Source organism: Acidovorax sp. IB03 (genome assembly GCF_016406015.1).
Classification (GTDB): Bacteria; Pseudomonadota; Gammaproteobacteria; order Burkholderiales; family Burkholderiaceae_C; genus Acidovorax; species Acidovorax temperans.
Genome location: NZ_JAEFCH010000007.1, coordinates 51,490 through 66,719, shown reverse-complemented (window position 1 = coordinate 66,719; position 15,230 = coordinate 51,490). Strand labels below are relative to the sequence as shown.

The window sequence follows — 15,230 nt, the reverse complement described above, 5'->3', positions numbered from 1 at the left end:
AACAAAAGCCCCGCTTTTTCGCAAAAGCGGGGCTTTGGAGTGGCGATGCAACCTCTCCCTGCGGAAAGGCTACCTCATCACGAATTACTTGGCTTCGGAAGCAGCGCCAGTGGCAGCGGCAGCAGCGGTGTCAGCAGCAGCCTTGGCAGCGTCAGCAGCAGGAGCGGCGGCGTCAGAAGCAGCAGGAGCAGCTTCGGAAGCAGCTGGGGCTGCAGGAGCGGCTTCAGCAGCAGGAGCGGGAGCAGCTGCGGGAGCAGGTGCTGGAGCGGGTTCTTCTTTTTTACCGCAAGCGGCCAGAGCAGCAGCAGCGATCAGAGCGGCCAGAACGACGGAGTTCTTCATTTCAAATTTCCTAGTTGGACAAACAAAAATCTTGAAAAGCCACGGCGACCGGCGCGTTGAAGCCCTGGTACGCATTGGCGCAATGCATTTGACAGTTGCACCATTTTGCGGTGCAGCCGTAAATTATATTGGCATTTAGTCAATAGTGACTAACACTGAAAAAAGGTTTACAGCAAGTTGACATAGGCGCAGACGCAACACCCTGTGGAGCGCTGGCTGCGGCGCGAGCTTACCCCAGGCTTGACGGGCATCAAAGTCCCAACGTGGTGGATGGGAAACCGGGGGAACTTTTACTGCGCAGCCATTCGTTCAGAACCTCGCGCACCAGCACTCTGCGATCGGCTTCGCCTCCCGCCACGCCAGCACATCGCACCGGGTCCAGTCGCTGCATGACCCACCCGGGCGACCAGAGCACGCTGGGCAATTCCAGAGGGTCTGCCGCGGGGCTTTTGCGGCAGGTCATGATGTGATCCCAAGTGCCGCGCCACCCCACAAAACGCGCGTGCCGCCGAATGACATCGTCGTAGCTGACGGCCAGCATGGTGAAGCGGCGCCCACCTTTTGCCCAGGCCTGGAGCGACTCCACGACTGCCCGCTCCCCCAGCGGCCAATCGTGAAAGTTGGCATCGCTGATCAGAATTTCGGCCCAGCCCTCGCATGCAGCAGTGGCGAAGGCGTCGCGCACCATTTGCTGAAAAGCCTCGCGCCCAGCAAACCGCCCCTCGGGCAAGCCAGAGGGGCTGGACACAGGCAAGTCGCTGGTAGTCATGGGGTAGTGGTGTCGTCGGAGCAGGCGTGCGCCCAGCCGTCATCGCACCAAATCGAGAGCAACTCCAGCGCCTCGTCGCTGGCACGCTGGATGTCTTTGGAGCTGAGGTAGCGCTGGTTGGCCAGGCGGCGCATCAAAGTGGCGTCTTTGCCCCCAGCACGGTAGCTTTCGCCGTTGATGAAGATGTGCTGCGCGTCGTACATCATGCGCGTGCGGCGGTCCAAGCGCACCGCTTCCAGCATGGCGCCACCATCACTGGCTTCAAACCATACGTTGGGCTTGGGCTCGGTCAGGTACTCGCCGAGGGCACGTTCCAAGGCCAGGGGCTGCGACAGGGCACGCTCCAGCGCCTCCTTGGCAAAGGCTTGCAGTTCGGCAGGAATCGCACCCGGCTCTGCCACCGCTTCCTGCTTGGCATCGCGGTACATCTGCACCTGCTCATCCTCTGCCGCATCCTCCGACAGCCGCACCAGCAACTCCTGAGCCAGTTCGGCACGGGCGGGCGCACGGAAGCCTATCGAGTAGGTCATGCATTCGCCCTCGGCAATCCCGTCATGAGCATAGCGAGGAGGCAGGTACAACATGTCGCCAGGCTCCAGCACAAACTCTTCCTCCGGCTCAAACTCCGCCAGCACCTTGAGAGGAATGCCTTCCTTGAGGGTCAAGTCCTTCTGGCGGCCGATGCGCCAGCGGCGGCGGCCGTGGGCCTGCAACAAAAAGACATCGTAGCTGTCGAAATGCGGCCCTACCCCGCCACCGTCAGTGGCGTAGCTGATCATCAAATCGTCTAACCGCGCCTCTGGCACAAACCGGAACTGTTGCATCAACTGGTGCACCGCATCGTTGTGCAGATCAACCCCCTGCACCAGCAACGTCCACTCGCGCTGGCTCATTGCGGGCAAGGAGCGGCGCGCAAACGGGCCATGGCGGAGCTTCCAGCCACCCTTGATTTGTTGCACCAGGCGCGACTCCACAGATTCCTCGGCCGCCAGCGCAAACATCTCGGGACGCAGCACCGGTGGCTGGAAATTGGGAATGGCCTGGCGCACCAGCAAAGGCTTTTTGTGCCAATGGCGGCGCATGAACTGGGCTGGCGTGAGACCACCCAGCAGGGTCAAGGGTTGTTGGATATCCATGGATGAAGGCACCTGCCCCTGGCGGGGCTGTTGGTCAAACTGCGACAATTCTCCTATGGAAATTACCCAACAATGCGTGGTCGCACTGACCTGGACCCTCAAAGACACCCTTGGTGAAGAACTCGACGTGCTGGATGAGCCGGTGGAATTCCTGCTGGGCGGCAACGATTTGCTGCCCCGCATCGAAGAAGCCCTGCAAGGCCACAGCGCAGGCGCCAAGCTGTCACTGCACCTGGAACCTGAGGATGCCTTTGGCGACTTCAACGACCAGCTGCTCTTCTTGGAACCCCGCCACCTTTTCCCTGCCGAAGTGGAAGAAGGAATGACTTTTGAAGGCACGGCTTTGCCCGAAGGTTGCAACCCCGATGCACCCCGTACCGGCCTGTACACCGTGGCAGAAATTTACCCTGAACACATCGTGCTCGACGGCAACCACCCACTGGCGGGCATTGCACTGCGCCTGCAACTGAAGGTGGAGTCGGTGCGCGAAGCCACCGAAGAGGAAGTAGGCCGCGGCACGGCAGGTACCGGCTTCTTCCGCATTGAAGCCCAGGCGCCCGGCAACCAGTTGCTGCACTGAAACCCGCACAAGCCCAGCCCCGGTGGGATGAGCCCCCCGCATGAACACTACGGGGGTTCAACGCACTGGATGCGCTGGGTTATTGGCGAGAAATCTGGCCGTTGTAAAGGCGCACGCGGTCGCCAATGCGCAAATCGCCGGGCGAGCTCACGTCGTAGGCCCGGTAGCCGCCCTGATCGAGCTGGACCGAGATGCGATAGCCCTGGCCGTCGTCACCGGGGTTGTTGCGGCCCTCAATCGCGTTGCCGGCCACGGCGCCGCCAATCACACCCACGGCAGTGGCTGCTGCGCGGCCTGAGCCCTTGCCCACTTGGTTGCCCAGCACCCCGCCCACCACGGCACCCAGCACTGCGCCGGCACCCGATGTTTGCCCGCCACCGCGGCTTTGGTTATGAAGCACCTCGATATTGCTCACACGCCCGAATTCCGTGGCGTATGGGTTTTGTGAAGGCGCAGGATACGCAGGGGCTGTGCCCTGGTAGCCGCCGCCGTAATAGGGGTCGTTACGATTGCTCGCACAAGCGGTCAATGCCAACACGCCGGCAGCAGAGACGGCTGCAACGGCGGTACGGTGGAAATGGCGCATCAGTTTCTCCTTGAAGGGGTGGCAATCGGGTGCCGCGAACGCAACATGCACCCGCACGATCTAAGCACTGTCCATCACACCAACGATTCAACGCCGCATCCAGTGCACGCCGACCACAGCGCAGGTCAGTAACAAGCCCTACCAAACGTAAGAAAAGTCTGACATGGCGGGCTGGATCACGATGAGCCGCCCTATCGCTTTGCCACTTCAGGCCGTGCCGGTAGAGCCGTAGCCGCCAGCGCCGCGCTCGGTCGCCACGAAGTCTGTCACCACGTTGAACTGGGCTTGCACCACCGGCACGATGACCATTTGTGCCAGGCGCTCCATCGGCTCGATCGTGAACGCCACATCGCTGCGATTCCAGGCACTCACCATCAACGGCCCCTGATAGTCGCTGTCGATCAAACCCACCAGGTTGCCCAAAACGATGCCATGTTTGTGGCCCAGGCCCGAGCGGGGCAGGATCAACGCGGCATAGCCAGGGTCTTTGAGGTACACCGCGATGCCCGTGGGCACCAGCTGCCACGCGTTGGGCTGCAGCGTGAGGGGCGCATCCAGACATGCGCGCAGGTCCAGGCCGGCGCTGCCAGGGGTGGCATAGGTCGGCAGTTGCTCGGCCATGCGCGGATCAAGAATCTTGACGTCGATCTTCATGAAACAGGTTCTCTTGAGACAGTAAATGGGAAGCCTACGGCGAAAGCCTTCCGCGCACCGCAGAAAGCCCTGATCTTCGCCATGGCTGGCGCACAACAAGGTGCGCCACGCTCAGCGCGGCAACCGCCGAGCTATTTCTGCGACCAGTTGTTGCGCCAGTGCGCGCTTGGAGGCATGCGGCAGTTCGCGGTGGCCCTGCTCGTCTACCAGCAGCAGGGCATTGTCGTCTTGACCAAAAGTGGCGGGGCCAATGTTGCCCACCAGCAGCGGCACACCCTTGCGCAAACGCTTCGCAGCGGCATGGGCCAGCAAATCGTGGCTTTCAGCGGCAAAGCCCACGCAGTACAACGCCCCAGACTGGGCGCGGGGCGATTGGGCCACGCGGGCCAGGATGTCGGGGTTCTCCACAAAATTCAGCGCCGGGGGCTGGCCAGAGCCATCCTTCTTGATTTTTTCGGTGGACTGGCTTGCCACGCGCCAGTCCGCAACGGCCGCAGTTGCTATAAATAGAGTAGCGCCTTGCGCTTGCCCCTCAACGGCTTCGAGCATATTTTGTGCTGATTTCACATCCAGCCTGCGTACGCCGCGGGGCGTGGGCAAATGCACAGGCCCTGCCACCAGAGTCACGTCGGCACCCGCTTCACGCGCAGCGCGGGCAATGGCAAAACCCATTTTTCCGCTCGAAAGGTTCGTGATGCCCCGCACGGGGTCGATGGCCTCGAACGTCGGGCCGGCCGTGATCAGCACTTTTTGACCTGCCAGCACCTTGGGGGCAAAAAAGGCAATCACCTCTTCCAGCAATTCGCTGGGCTCCAGCATACGCCCATCGCCGGTTTCGCCGCAGGCCTGGTCGCCGTTGCCCACACCCAGCACCGTGGCACCGTCCTGCGCCACCTGGGCCAGGTTGCGCTGGGTGGCGGGGTGCGCCCACATCTCCCGGTTCATGGCGGGCGCCAGCAGCAGGGGTACACGGTCGATGGGCCGGGCCAGGCACATCAGGCTCAGCAGCTCGTCGGCCCGGCCTTGCACCAGGCGGGCAATGAAATCAGCGCTGCACGGCGCAATCACGATGGCATCAGCCTCGCGGCTGAGGTTGATGTGCGGCATGTTGTTGGGTTCGCGGGCATCCCACTGCGAGCCGTACACCGTGCGGCCCGACAGCGCCTGCATGGTGACGGGCGTGATGAACCGCTCGGCCGCCTCGGTCATCACCACCTGCACGGTGGCCCCCGCCTTGATGAGCTGGCGGCAAAAATCGGCCGCCTTGTAGCAAGCCACGCCTCCACTCAGACCCAGAACAATGTGTTTGCCAGCAAGCTCATTCATGGGCGCGAATTTAGCAGACCCCAGCGCGGGCAATGCGCAGGCCCGCGAGAGCGCGAAGGTAGCGCCCATCTATAATCCCAATTTCCCACCACCATAAAACGACATGACCAAATTTGTCTTCGTCACCGGCGGTGTGGTGTCTTCCCTCGGTAAGGGAATCGCCTCAGCCTCCCTTGCCGCGATCCTCGAATCGCGGGGACTCAAAGTCACCCTCATCAAGCTCGACCCCTACATCAACGTAGACCCCGGCACGATGTCGCCCTTCCAGCACGGCGAAGTTTTCGTGACCGATGACGGCGCAGAAACCGACCTGGACCTGGGCCACTACGAGCGTTTCATTGAAACGCGCATGAAGAAGTCCAACAACTTCACCACGGGCAAAATCTACCAGTCCGTGCTCGAAAAAGAGCGCCGTGGCGACTACCTGGGCAAGACCGTGCAGGTCATCCCGCACGTCACCAACGAAATCCAGGAATACATCAAGCGTGGCGCGGGCATTGGCACCGACGACGCGGTGGACGTGGCCATCTGCGAAGTGGGCGGCACCGTGGGCGACATTGAATCGCTGCCCTTCCTGGAAGCCGTGCGCCAGTTGAGCCTCAAGCTCGGCCCCAACAACTCGGCCTTCGTGCACCTGACTTACCTGCCCTGGATTGCCACGGCCGGCGAGCTCAAGACCAAGCCTACCCAGCACACCGTGCAAGAGCTGCGCAAGATCGGCATCCAGCCCGATGCGCTGCTGTGCCGCGCACAAAAGCCGGTGCCGGAAGAAGAGCGCGAAAAAATCTCGCTGTTCACCAACGTGCCCGAATGGGGCGTGATCAGCATGTGGGATGTGGACACCATCTACAAGGTGCCCCGCATGTTGCACGAGCAAGGTCTGGACGGCCTGATCTGCGACAAGCTGCGCCTGAACACGCCTCCCACCAGCCTCAAGCGCTGGGATGAACTGGTGCATGAAACCGAGCATCCCCAAGGCGAAGTCACCATCGCCATGGTGGGCAAGTACGTCGATCTGTCGGACAGCTATAAGTCCGTCAACGAAGCGCTGCGCCACGCCGGCATGAAGAACCATGTGCGCGTGAAGATCGAGCACCTGGATTCCGAAACCATCGACAGCGCCAACGCCGCTGGCAAGCTGGCCAAGTACGACGCCATTCTGGTGCCCGGCGGCTTTGGCAGCCGCGGTGTGGAAGGCAAGATCAGCACAGCCCAGTTCGCCCGCGAGCACAAGGTGCCCTACCTCGGCATCTGCCTGGGCATGCAGGTGGCCACCATCGAATACGCCCGCCACGTCGCGGGGCTGGAAGGTGCCAACTCGACCGAATTCGACCCTCAGGCCAAGCACCCTGTGATCGCACTGATCACCGAGTGGAAGGATGCCGACGGCACCATCAAGACGCGCGATGCGAACTCTGACCTGGGCGGCACGATGCGTCTGGGCGCGCAATCGTCTGACGTGCAGGCAGGCACCCTGGCCCATCGCATCTATGGCGATGTGGTGACCGAACGCCACCGCCACCGCTACGAAGCCAACGTGAACTACCTGGACCAGTTGCGCAAGGCGGGCCTGGTAATTTCGGCCCTGACGCAGCGCGAGCAGCTCACCGAAATCGTGGAACTGCCCACCACCGTGCACCCCTGGTACATCGGCGTGCAATTCCACCCCGAGTTCAAGTCCACCCCCTGGGACGGCCATCCGCTGTTCAACGCCTTCATCAAGGCGGCGGTGGAACACCAGCAAGCGGCGAAAAAAGCCTGAAGGAGACGGCCATGCAACTGTGCGGATTCGACGTCGGGCTGAACCACCGGTTCTTCCTCATCGCGGGCACATGCTCCATTGAAAGCCTGCAGATGTCACTGGACGTGGCGGGCCAGCTCAAGGAAGTTTGCACAGCACTGGACATTCCGCTCATCTACAAGGGCTCGTTCGACAAGGCCAACCGCTCCTCTGGCACCAGCCAGCGCGGCGTGGGGCTGGACGCGGGCCTGAAGATCCTGGACGAAGTGCGCCGCCAATTGCATTTGCCCATCCTGACCGACGTACACGACGAATCGCAGGTCGCCCCCGTGGCCAGCGTGGTCGATGTGCTGCAAACACCCGCCTTCCTGTGCCGCCAGACGGACTTCATCCGTGCCGTGGCCCAGTCGGGCAAGCCGGTCAACATCAAGAAGGGGCAGTTCCTCGCGCCCTGGGACATGAAGAACGTCATTGACAAGGCCCGCGCTGCCGCGAACGAAGCCGGACTGTCGGAAGACCGCTTCCTGGCCTGCGAACGCGGGGTGAGCTTTGGCTACAACAACCTGGTGGCCGACATGACCAGCCTGGCCGAGATGCGCAATTCGGGCGCGCCCGTGGTGTTTGACGTGACCCACTCGGTGCAAAAGCCCGGCGGCCTGGGTGCCGTGAGCGGCGGCGCCCGCGACATGGTGCCCGTGCTGGCCCGCGCCGGTGTGGCCGTGGGCGTGGCGGGGTTGTTCATGGAAACCCACCCCAAGCCCGCCGAAGCCTGGTCCGACGGCCCCAACGCCGTGCCGCTCAAGCACATGAAGGCGCTGCTGGAAACCTTGGTGGCCCTCGACGACGTGACCAAGAAAAACGGATTCCTCGAAAACAACTTTGGAGCCTGACCACATGCCCAGCGGCTACATCATCGCCAACGTCCGCGTGACGAACCCTGCCCAGTACGAGGAATACAAGAAATGGTCCACTGCGGCCTTTCAGGCCCACAACGCTGAAATCTGCGTTCGCGGCGGTGCAGTGGAAGTGATGGAGGGGGACTGGACCCCAGAGCGCGTGGTGATTGCCAAGTTCCCGAGCTTCGAGGCCGCCAAGGCCTTCTACCACTCGCCCGAATACGGCAAAGCCCGCGCCGCCCGCGAAGGCGCGGCCATCATGCGCTTGGTCTGCGTCGAAGGCCTTTGACGCTCTGATTTTGATAGCTAATAGCGCTTTCTGCATAAGCGCTAGCACCCGATTTGACTTGAAACTTCTGTAAAAGGAAAAACCATGAGTGCCATCGTTGACATCGTAGGCCGCGAAGTGCTGGACAGCCGCGGCAACCCCACCGTCGAATGCGACGTGCTGCTCGAATCAGGCGTGATGGGCCGCGCAGCCGTGCCCTCGGGTGCCTCCACTGGCAGCCGCGAAGCCATTGAGCTGCGCGATGGCGACAAGAGCCGTTACCTGGGCAAGGGCGTGCTCAAGGCCGTGGAACACATCAACACCGAAATCAGCGAAGCCGTGCTGGGCCTGGATGCTTCCGAGCAAGCCTTCCTGGATCAGACCCTGATCGACCTGGATGGCACCGAGAACAAGAGCCGCCTGGGCGCCAACGCCATGCTGGCCGTGTCGATGGCCGTGGCCCGCGCTGCCGCCGAAGAATCCGGCCTGCCCCTGTACCGCTACCTGGGCGGCATGGGCAGCATGCAATTGCCCGTGCCGATGATGAACGTCATCAATGGCGGCGCGCACGCCAACAACAGCCTGGACTTGCAAGAGTTCATGATCATCCCCGTGGGCGCCCCCACCTTCCGCGAAGCCCTGCGCTGGGGTGCGGAAGTGTTCCACGCCTTGAAGAAGATCCTGCACGACAAGGGCATCAGCACTGCCGTGGGCGACGAAGGCGGCTTTGCCCCCAGCGTGGAAAGCCACGAAGCAGCCATCCAGCTGATCCTGCAAGCCATCGAAGCCGCGGGCTACACCGCTGGCGACCAGATCGCCCTGGGCCTGGATTGCGCTGCCAGCGAGTTCTACAAGGACGGCATGTATGTGCTGGAAGGCGAAGGCGGCCTGAAGCTCACCGCCCAGCAGTGGACGGACATGCTGGCATCGTGGTGCGACAAGTACCCCATCATCAGCATCGAAGACGGCATGCACGAAGGCGACTGGGACGGCTGGAAGATCCTGACCGAGCGCCTGGGCAAGAACGTGCAACTGGTGGGCGACGACCTGTTCGTGACCAACACCAAGATCCTGAAGGAAGGCATCGACAAGCGCATCGCCAACTCGATCCTCATCAAGATCAACCAGATCGGCACGCTGACCGAAACGTTTGCCGCCATCGAAATGGCCAAGCGCGCTGGCTACACTGCCGTGATCTCGCACCGCTCGGGCGAAACCGAAGACAGCACCATTGCCGACATCGCCGTGGGCACCAATGCTGGCCAGATCAAGACCGGCTCGCTGTCGCGCTCGGACCGCATCGCCAAGTACAACCAGCTGCTGCGCATCGAAGAAGACCTGGGTGACGTTGCCCACTACCCCGGCCGCGAAGCCTTCTACAACCTGCGTTGATGTACTGCAGGGCATGCGCCGCTGCGCAAGTGCGGCGCGGCCCTGTGCTTGACCTCCTTCTCTGAGGCCACCCCATGGGCATCCGATTGGTTCCTGTTGTCCTGCTGGCGCTGCTGGTCGCACTGCATGCGCAGTTGTGGCTGGGGCGCGGCAGTCTGCCGCAGGTGGCTGCCATGCAGCAAAAAATCGAGGCGCAAAAAGCAGCCAACGCGCAGGTGCGCCAGGCCAATGAACGGCTGACCTCGGAAGTCCACGATCTGAAGGAAGGTCTGGACATGGTGGAAGAAAAAGCCCGCAGCGAGCTGGGCATGGTCAAGCAAGGCGAGGTGTACGTGCAGTTCACCCCGCGTTGAACTGCGCTGCACCAGCCACACCCCCTCCACGACTCCCCTTAGCCTCTGACGCCCATGGCTATTTACCTCGTGGGCGCACCGCACAGCGGAGTGCATGAACTTCTGGCAGCGCTGACTGCCGAGCTGGGCGTGCACACGGCTCAGCTGCATCCTCTGATGCAAGCCCTTCCCAGTGCTGACAGCGCGCTCCCGGCTTCACCAGAGGCTTCCTTGCCCCCGCTCACTCCCATCACTTTATTGACGGGACTCGACTGGCCTTGCCCCCCTGCCGAACAGGAAAACCGAGAACAATGCGATGCTGAACTGCGCCGCCAGCTTCAGGCCAGCGGCACCCCTTATCGGGTGGTGTATGGCAGCACCGCCCGCCGCGTGTCCACCGCGCTGGCTGCAGCCCAGGCGCTGCAAGCACCGACCCCATCTACCGCACTGAGCCTCACACGAGCGCCCGTTGGTAGTGCGGCTGGGCGAGATGAGGACGATGACCAGGGGCGTCTGAAAATGCGCTCCTGGGGCTGCGAAAAATGCAGTGACCCGATTTGCGAGCACCGCCTGTTCACATCACTGCGGCTGGCTGCCACGCGGTGACGAAAACACCGCAGCCTCGGACTGAGGCCGAAACGTTCCTCAGGCTTCCTGCTTCACACCCTGCCGGATGGACTTGAGCAAAAGCACGATCTGGTTCGAAGCAAACCGGTAGCGGCCGTTGAGGATGGCGACCACATGGTCCCACTCCCCCTGTTGGGCCCATTGCACCATCTCGGCAGCCTGTTCGTGAAAGTAGCGGTGCCGGGCCATCAGCAAAGGGTAGGCAGGGTGGGGGCCCAGTAGGTCGGCGCCCACCCCATGCAACCAGCGCCCCAAGGCGCTGTAGTCATCCCGGCGGATCACGTCAGGGTCCAGCCCCACTGGCAGGCGCCCTTCCAGGTAGTCCATCAAGCGGGCTTTCCAGCGTTCGTGCGCGTTGATGGCGGCGTCCACATCCAGCTCGGCAGGCACCGAATCTTCTGGCGGCGAAGCCAGGGCGATGGCCTCGCCAGCAGGGCCAGCCTGAGCCCCTGCGTTGGATGCCGACACTCCCAAAAATCGACGGAAAAAATCCATGCAAACCCTTCCTTCTGGGAAGGATCTTAGGAGAGGTCCGTCAAACTATCTGTCAACAATCGTCACCCTCTGGGCGGGCTCCGATCAGCACCTTGGGGCGGCACACCACACCCGCCCCATCGGCCTGGGGCAAGCGGCGCGGGCTTATTGAACGCCCGATGGCGCAGGCGGTTGGGCGGCAGCAGATTGCAGGAAGAGCTGCGCAGCATCCACCGCATCGAAGCGGTATTGCTGGCCACAGAACTCGCAACCCACCTCGATCTCGCTGCGCTCAGCCAGAATGCTTTCAGCCTCTTGAGCGCCCAGGCCGCGCAGCATGTTGGCCACGCGTTCGCGGCTGCAGGTGCAGGCAAAGCGCGGACCGCGCTCGCCCTCCAAGGGCTCGAAGCGCAGCAGCTTTTCTTCCCAGAACAAGCGCCGCAGGATGGTGTCTACATCCAGGGTCAGTAACTCGTCACGGGTCAGGCTGGAAGCCAGATGAGCGATGCGGTTGTAGTCTTCGTTGTGACCAATCTGGTCTTCGTTCTCGCGGTGCGACAACCCCTGGGCCAGATTGCCCTCGCCCTTCAAAGGCATGCGCTGGATCAGCAAGCCCGCAGCCACCTCGCTGTTGGCCGCCAGCACCAGCACAGTGTCCAGCTGCTCCGACTGCAGCATGTAGTGCTGCAGCACATCCGACAGGCGTTCGAGTTTTTCGTTATGGTCGCCGTGCAGCGGCACCACGCCCTGGTAGGGTTGCTGGCCTGGCAGGCGGTCCTTGGGGTCCAGCGTGATGGCGCAACGCCCGCCGCCGCCCACATTGACCATCTGGCTCAGCCGGGCATCGGCAGCGATGTCGCCGTTGATGGTGGCGGTAGCGCGCAGGCTGAGGTCCGACTGCACCTCAGCCACCGCCACCTTCACCGGGCCATCCCCGAACACCTGCAGCACCAGCGCGCCGTTGAACTTGATGTTGGACTGCATCAGCACACCAGCCGCAGCCATCTCGCCCAACAACTCCTGCACGGGTGCGGGATAGGCGCCGGTGGCCGAATTGCTGTTGCGGCGCTGCAGGACCTCGGTCCAGGCATCGGTCAGCCGCACGATCATGCCGCGCACGGGCAGGCCTTCAAACAAAAACTTATGGAGTTCAGACACTCGGGGATTCCAGAAAAACAAAAATAGAAGGCGCGAAGATCTCAATCAATGCGGCGCAGGCCCTGCTTGAAGCGGCGGGCGTTCTCGATGTAGTGCAGTGCGCTTTGGCGCAGCCCCTCGATCTGCTCGGGCGTCAATTCGCGCACGGCCTTGGCAGGGGCGCCGATGATCATCGATCCATCGGGGAATTCCTTGCCTTCGGTGACCAGTGCACCCGCGCCCACCAGGCAGTTCTTGCCGATCTTGGCGCCATTGAGCACCACTGCGCCAATGCCGATCAGCGATTCATCGCCAATGGTGCAGCCATGCAGCATGACCTGGTGCCCCACGGTGACGCGCTCGCCCACCACCAGCGGCTGACCAAAATCGGCGTGCAGCACGCTGGCGTCCTGGATGTTGGTGCCCGCGCCAATGCTGATGCGTGCGGTATCGCCCCGCACCACGGCGCCAAACCATACGCTGGCGTCTTCACCCAGATGCACATCGCCCATGACCTGGGCACTGTCTGCCACCCATGCGGAACCCGGCACCAGCGGCGCCACACCATCCAGTTCATACAAAGCCATGCAACACACTCCGGTGAGAAAACAAAGGGGCTGCCAATTGGTTACAAAGCGTGTGCAGTGCGCTCAGCAGCAGGGCCTAGAATTGTACGGATGGAGCTTCGCCAATGTGCATTGCAGGTTTTGCAACTTGCCGACCCTGATCAAAAATCGGCTGCAGCGCTTGCCCTACAAGCGCAACTAGCTACATATTCGATAGCAGAAAAATTCACGCCCAGCCCGGCTGAGATCGGCACCCTGCCGGGGCACCCCGAGCGCCCCTTGCTGCTGCGCCACACTGAGCTGGCCCGGCGCTCACCCGCCACCCCTGAAGGGCGCGCTGTGCTGGTGCATGCCATTGCCCATATTGAATTCAACGCCATCAATCTGGCACTCGACGCCATCTGGCGCTTTGACGGCATGCCGCCGGCTTACTACCACGACTGGCTGCGGGTGGCCGCCGAAGAGGCCACGCACTTTGAAATGCTGCGCAGCCACCTGCGTGCACAAGGCCATGACTATGGCGACTTCCCGGCGCACCAGGGCCTGTGGACCATGTGCGAGAAAACGCAGCACGACATCGTGGCGCGCATGGCCCTGGTGCCGCGCACCATGGAAGCCCGCGGGCTGGACGCCACGCCCTTGATTCAGCGCAAGCTTCGGCAGGTGGGCACGTCCGATGCGTTGGCTGCCGCCACCATCCTCGATACCATCCTGCACGACGAGGTGGGCCACGTGGCCATCGGCAACCACTGGTACCGGTGGCTGTGCGAGCGCGAGGGGCTGAACCCGGAAACGCACTACGCCGTCCTGGTGCGGCAATACGAAGCCCCGCGCCTCAAACCGCCGTTCAACGACGAAGCCCGCCGCCGCGCTGGTTTCACCGAAACGGAACTTCAATGGCTGCAGCAGGGCTGAGCGAAACGCCCGGGAATTGGGCGCTCCCTAAAATGAGTCGGTTGTTTTTGCATCTTTTGAATCGTTCACACGTGAGTAGCCAGCCATGTCCACTACACCCGCCAATGCAGCGGCCTATCCTGCAAGCAACACATCGGGGCAAGCCACTGTGGCCATGATCGCGCGCCAAGCCATCGTCAATGCCCAGCAGGCAGTGATTGGCTATGAGCTGTTCAACCGTTCGCGCACCGGCATCGGGCACACCGCCGCCACCGATGTGATTCTGGTGTTCACAGCGCTGTCGCATGCGGGCACGGAAGAGCTGGTCGGCAAGAAGCTGATTTTTGTGAACTGCACCCACGAAAGCCTCTCGGGCGGCCACCTGGAACTGCTGGACCCCGACAAGGTGGTGCTGGAGATTCCGCCGCTGGGCCACGCAGCTGCGCAGGAGGTGGAAACGCGCCTGCCCATCCTCATGGGCCTGCGCGAACGCGGCTTCCACCTCGCCTTCAACCACACCGTGCTCGAATCGGCTTACGCCGCCTGGTTGCCCCTGGCCGATTACATCAAGCTGGATCTGTCGGTGCTGGCCCCTGACCAACTGGCCGTGCTGATCCGCTACGCCGCACGCAACAGCCAGGCAGAGTTGATTGCCGAGAAGGTCGAGACGGCCCAGCAATACGACATGGTTTCCAGCCAAGGGGTGCAACTGTTCCAGGGCTACTGGTTCGCGCGCCCCTCGCTGGTAGAGACCAAGCTGCTCTCGCCTGCACAGGCCAGCATCATCCACCTCATCAACCTGGTGCGCAAGCAAGCCAGCACCGACGATATTGAAGAGGTGCTGAAGAAGGATGCCGGTCTGGCGTTCAACCTCATGCGCCTCATCAACTCGGCCGGGTTTGGGCTGAACCGGGAGATCACCTCCTTCCGCCAGGCTGTGATGCTGCTGGGGCTGAAAAAGCTGTTCCGCTGGGCGGCCCTGCTGCTCACGGCCGCACGCACGGGTGCAGCGCCGTCTTCGGTGGGCCAGACCGCCGTGGTGCGCGGCCGGTTGATGGAATTGCTGGCGCTGGAAAGCATGCCCCCGGAAGAAGCCGACCAGGCCTTCGTGGTGGGTATCTTCTCGTTGCTGGATGTGATGCTGTCCATTCCCATGGAATCGGCCCTCAAGCTGCTGACCGTGCCTGACGCCGTGGCCGCCGCCCTGCTGCGCCGCGAAGGCGTGCTGGGCGACTTGCTCACGCTGGCTGAAGCCTGCGAATCGAGCGACGACGCCGTTTTCCACAAGGCTGCTGGGACCCTGCACCTGAGCAGCCAGCAGATCAACATGGCCCACCTGCAAGCCCTGGCCTGGGCAGACCAGATGACCGAGTGAACTGCCCAGCGGCCCGCTTGCATGGCGCCGCTGGCGGCAACGCGCGGCGGGGCGGATACCGACCACCGGAGGGTTGCCCCGTGTGCTCGGGCATTGCACCGCCCCCGTCAAGACAGCGCCTAGAATGTGACGAAG

The 15,230-nt window shown here is 62.6% G+C and carries 18 protein-coding genes; 9 read left to right on the top strand and 9 right to left on the bottom strand.

Features of this window, described 5'->3' with window-relative positions:
• Window positions 1-84: 84 nt before the first annotated feature.
• The 3 genes from IHV84_RS05970 to IHV84_RS05960 form a co-directional block, all read right to left on the bottom strand.
• Window positions 85-342 carry a hypothetical protein gene (locus IHV84_RS05970; RefSeq protein ID WP_066785041.1) on the bottom strand — a complete coding sequence of 86 codons (258 nt, stop codon included), beginning with the start codon at window positions 340-342 and terminating at the stop codon, window positions 85-87.
• A 250-nt stretch (window positions 343-592) separates the two neighbouring features.
• Window positions 593-1,111 carry a hypothetical protein gene (locus tag IHV84_RS05965; protein ID WP_198846205.1) on the bottom strand — a complete coding sequence of 173 codons (519 nt, stop codon included), beginning with the start codon at window positions 1,109-1,111 and terminating at the stop codon, window positions 593-595.
• Window positions 1,108-2,247: a cupin domain-containing protein gene (locus IHV84_RS05960; RefSeq protein WP_066693772.1), complete on the bottom strand. Its 1,140-nt coding sequence runs from the start codon at window positions 2,245-2,247 to the stop codon at window positions 1,108-1,110. The genes IHV84_RS05965 and IHV84_RS05960 overlap by 4 nt, the downstream gene beginning before the upstream one ends.
• Window positions 2,248-2,302: 55 nt before the next feature.
• Here IHV84_RS05960 and IHV84_RS05955 point away from each other — a divergent pair, with 55 nt between their 5' ends.
• Window positions 2,303-2,827, top strand: a complete 525-nt coding sequence (locus tag IHV84_RS05955; protein WP_044401469.1) for a peptidylprolyl isomerase — start codon at window positions 2,303-2,305, stop codon at window positions 2,825-2,827.
• A 79-nt stretch (window positions 2,828-2,906) separates the two neighbouring features.
• On the opposite strand, the gene IHV84_RS05950 is transcribed toward IHV84_RS05955, so the two are convergent.
• The 3 genes from IHV84_RS05950 to coaBC form a co-directional block, all read right to left on the bottom strand.
• Window positions 2,907-3,413, bottom strand: coding sequence for a glycine zipper 2TM domain-containing protein (locus tag IHV84_RS05950; protein ID WP_198846204.1), 507 nt, complete (start codon window positions 3,411-3,413; stop codon window positions 2,907-2,909).
• A gap of 207 nt (window positions 3,414-3,620) precedes the next feature.
• Window positions 3,621-4,067, bottom strand: a complete 447-nt coding sequence (gene dut, locus IHV84_RS05945) for a dUTP diphosphatase (RefSeq protein ID WP_198846203.1) — start codon at window positions 4,065-4,067, stop codon at window positions 3,621-3,623.
• A 111-nt stretch (window positions 4,068-4,178) separates the two neighbouring features.
• Window positions 4,179-5,393, bottom strand: a complete 1,215-nt coding sequence (coaBC, locus tag IHV84_RS05940; RefSeq protein WP_198846202.1) for a bifunctional phosphopantothenoylcysteine decarboxylase/phosphopantothenate--cysteine ligase CoaBC — start codon at window positions 5,391-5,393, stop codon at window positions 4,179-4,181.
• Between the two features lie 103 nt (window positions 5,394-5,496).
• Here coaBC and IHV84_RS05935 point away from each other — a divergent pair, with 103 nt between their 5' ends.
• The 6 genes from IHV84_RS05935 to IHV84_RS05910 all read left to right on the top strand — a co-directional run bounded on the left by IHV84_RS05935 (window position 5,497) and on the right by IHV84_RS05910 (window position 10,628).
• Window positions 5,497-7,155 (top strand): CTP synthase, encoded by a 1,659-nt coding sequence (locus IHV84_RS05935; RefSeq protein ID WP_066785033.1) that lies wholly within the window; start codon window positions 5,497-5,499, stop codon window positions 7,153-7,155.
• A gap of 11 nt (window positions 7,156-7,166) precedes the next feature.
• Window positions 7,167-8,024 carry a 3-deoxy-8-phosphooctulonate synthase gene (gene kdsA / locus IHV84_RS05930; RefSeq protein WP_198846201.1) on the top strand — a complete coding sequence of 286 codons (858 nt, stop codon included), beginning with the start codon at window positions 7,167-7,169 and terminating at the stop codon, window positions 8,022-8,024.
• A gap of 4 nt (window positions 8,025-8,028) precedes the next feature.
• Entirely contained in the window at window positions 8,029-8,319 is a 291-nt protein-coding gene (locus IHV84_RS05925) for a DUF1330 domain-containing protein (RefSeq protein ID WP_044401528.1), read from the top strand.
• Window positions 8,320-8,403: 84 nt separating this feature from the next.
• On the top strand, window positions 8,404-9,690 hold the full coding sequence (gene eno / locus IHV84_RS05920) for a phosphopyruvate hydratase (protein WP_044401450.1): 1,287 nt from the start codon (window positions 8,404-8,406) through the stop codon (window positions 9,688-9,690).
• Between the two features lie 74 nt (window positions 9,691-9,764).
• The gene (locus IHV84_RS05915; protein ID WP_198846200.1) at window positions 9,765-10,043 is read left to right on the top strand and encodes a septum formation initiator family protein; all 279 of its coding nucleotides are present in this window, start codon (window positions 9,765-9,767) and stop codon (window positions 10,041-10,043) included.
• A 54-nt stretch (window positions 10,044-10,097) separates the two neighbouring features.
• On the top strand, window positions 10,098-10,628 hold the full coding sequence (locus IHV84_RS05910; RefSeq protein ID WP_198846199.1) for a hypothetical protein: 531 nt from the start codon (window positions 10,098-10,100) through the stop codon (window positions 10,626-10,628).
• Between the two features lie 39 nt (window positions 10,629-10,667).
• Here IHV84_RS05910 and IHV84_RS05905 read toward each other — a convergent pair whose 3' ends face one another.
• From IHV84_RS05905 to IHV84_RS05895, 3 genes are all read right to left on the bottom strand, one after another.
• Window positions 10,668-11,144: a CZB domain-containing protein gene (locus IHV84_RS05905; RefSeq protein WP_198846198.1), complete on the bottom strand. Its 477-nt coding sequence runs from the start codon at window positions 11,142-11,144 to the stop codon at window positions 10,668-10,670.
• Between the two features lie 144 nt (window positions 11,145-11,288).
• Window positions 11,289-12,281: an Hsp33 family molecular chaperone HslO gene (locus tag IHV84_RS05900; RefSeq protein WP_198846197.1), complete on the bottom strand. Its 993-nt coding sequence runs from the start codon at window positions 12,279-12,281 to the stop codon at window positions 11,289-11,291.
• A 41-nt stretch (window positions 12,282-12,322) separates the two neighbouring features.
• Window positions 12,323-12,847 carry a gamma carbonic anhydrase family protein gene (locus IHV84_RS05895; RefSeq protein ID WP_066785023.1) on the bottom strand — a complete coding sequence of 175 codons (525 nt, stop codon included), beginning with the start codon at window positions 12,845-12,847 and terminating at the stop codon, window positions 12,323-12,325.
• 90 nt (window positions 12,848-12,937) lie between these two features.
• Here IHV84_RS05895 and IHV84_RS05890 point away from each other — a divergent pair, with 90 nt between their 5' ends.
• Together IHV84_RS05890 and IHV84_RS05885 are read left to right on the top strand one after the other, a co-directional pair.
• Entirely contained in the window at window positions 12,938-13,741 is an 804-nt protein-coding gene (locus IHV84_RS05890; RefSeq protein WP_198846196.1) for a ferritin-like domain-containing protein, read from the top strand.
• Between the two features lie 85 nt (window positions 13,742-13,826).
• Complete coding sequence (locus IHV84_RS05885) at window positions 13,827-15,095, top strand: EAL and HDOD domain-containing protein (RefSeq protein ID WP_198846195.1); 1,269 nt, start codon at window positions 13,827-13,829, stop codon at window positions 15,093-15,095.
• The last annotated feature ends 135 nt before the right edge of the window (window positions 15,096-15,230 follow it).

Coding starts and splice junctions, on each gene's coding strand:
- IHV84_RS05970 (WP_066785041.1), bottom strand. CDS start 342: ATGAAGAACTCCGTCGTTCTGGCCGCTCTGATCGCTGCTGCTGCTCTG.
- IHV84_RS05965 (WP_198846205.1), bottom strand. CDS start 1,111: ATGACTACCAGCGACTTGCCTGTGTCCAGCCCCTCTGGCTTGCCCGAG.
- IHV84_RS05960 (WP_066693772.1), bottom strand. CDS start 2,247: ATGGATATCCAACAACCCTTGACCCTGCTGGGTGGTCTCACGCCAGCC.
- IHV84_RS05955 (WP_044401469.1), top strand. CDS start 2,303: ATGGAAATTACCCAACAATGCGTGGTCGCACTGACCTGGACCCTCAAA.
- IHV84_RS05950 (WP_198846204.1), bottom strand. CDS start 3,413: ATGCGCCATTTCCACCGTACCGCCGTTGCAGCCGTCTCTGCTGCCGGC.
- dut (WP_198846203.1), bottom strand. CDS start 4,067: ATGAAGATCGACGTCAAGATTCTTGATCCGCGCATGGCCGAGCAACTG.
- coaBC (WP_198846202.1), bottom strand. CDS start 5,393: ATGAATGAGCTTGCTGGCAAACACATTGTTCTGGGTCTGAGTGGAGGC.
- IHV84_RS05935 (WP_066785033.1), top strand. CDS start 5,497: ATGACCAAATTTGTCTTCGTCACCGGCGGTGTGGTGTCTTCCCTCGGT.
- kdsA (WP_198846201.1), top strand. CDS start 7,167: ATGCAACTGTGCGGATTCGACGTCGGGCTGAACCACCGGTTCTTCCTC.
- IHV84_RS05925 (WP_044401528.1), top strand. CDS start 8,029: ATGCCCAGCGGCTACATCATCGCCAACGTCCGCGTGACGAACCCTGCC.
- eno (WP_044401450.1), top strand. CDS start 8,404: ATGAGTGCCATCGTTGACATCGTAGGCCGCGAAGTGCTGGACAGCCGC.
- IHV84_RS05915 (WP_198846200.1), top strand. CDS start 9,765: ATGGGCATCCGATTGGTTCCTGTTGTCCTGCTGGCGCTGCTGGTCGCA.
- IHV84_RS05910 (WP_198846199.1), top strand. CDS start 10,098: ATGGCTATTTACCTCGTGGGCGCACCGCACAGCGGAGTGCATGAACTT.
- IHV84_RS05905 (WP_198846198.1), bottom strand. CDS start 11,144: ATGGATTTTTTCCGTCGATTTTTGGGAGTGTCGGCATCCAACGCAGGG.
- IHV84_RS05895 (WP_066785023.1), bottom strand. CDS start 12,847: ATGGCTTTGTATGAACTGGATGGTGTGGCGCCGCTGGTGCCGGGTTCC.
- IHV84_RS05890 (WP_198846196.1), top strand. CDS start 12,938: ATGGAGCTTCGCCAATGTGCATTGCAGGTTTTGCAACTTGCCGACCCT.
- IHV84_RS05885 (WP_198846195.1), top strand. CDS start 13,827: ATGTCCACTACACCCGCCAATGCAGCGGCCTATCCTGCAAGCAACACA.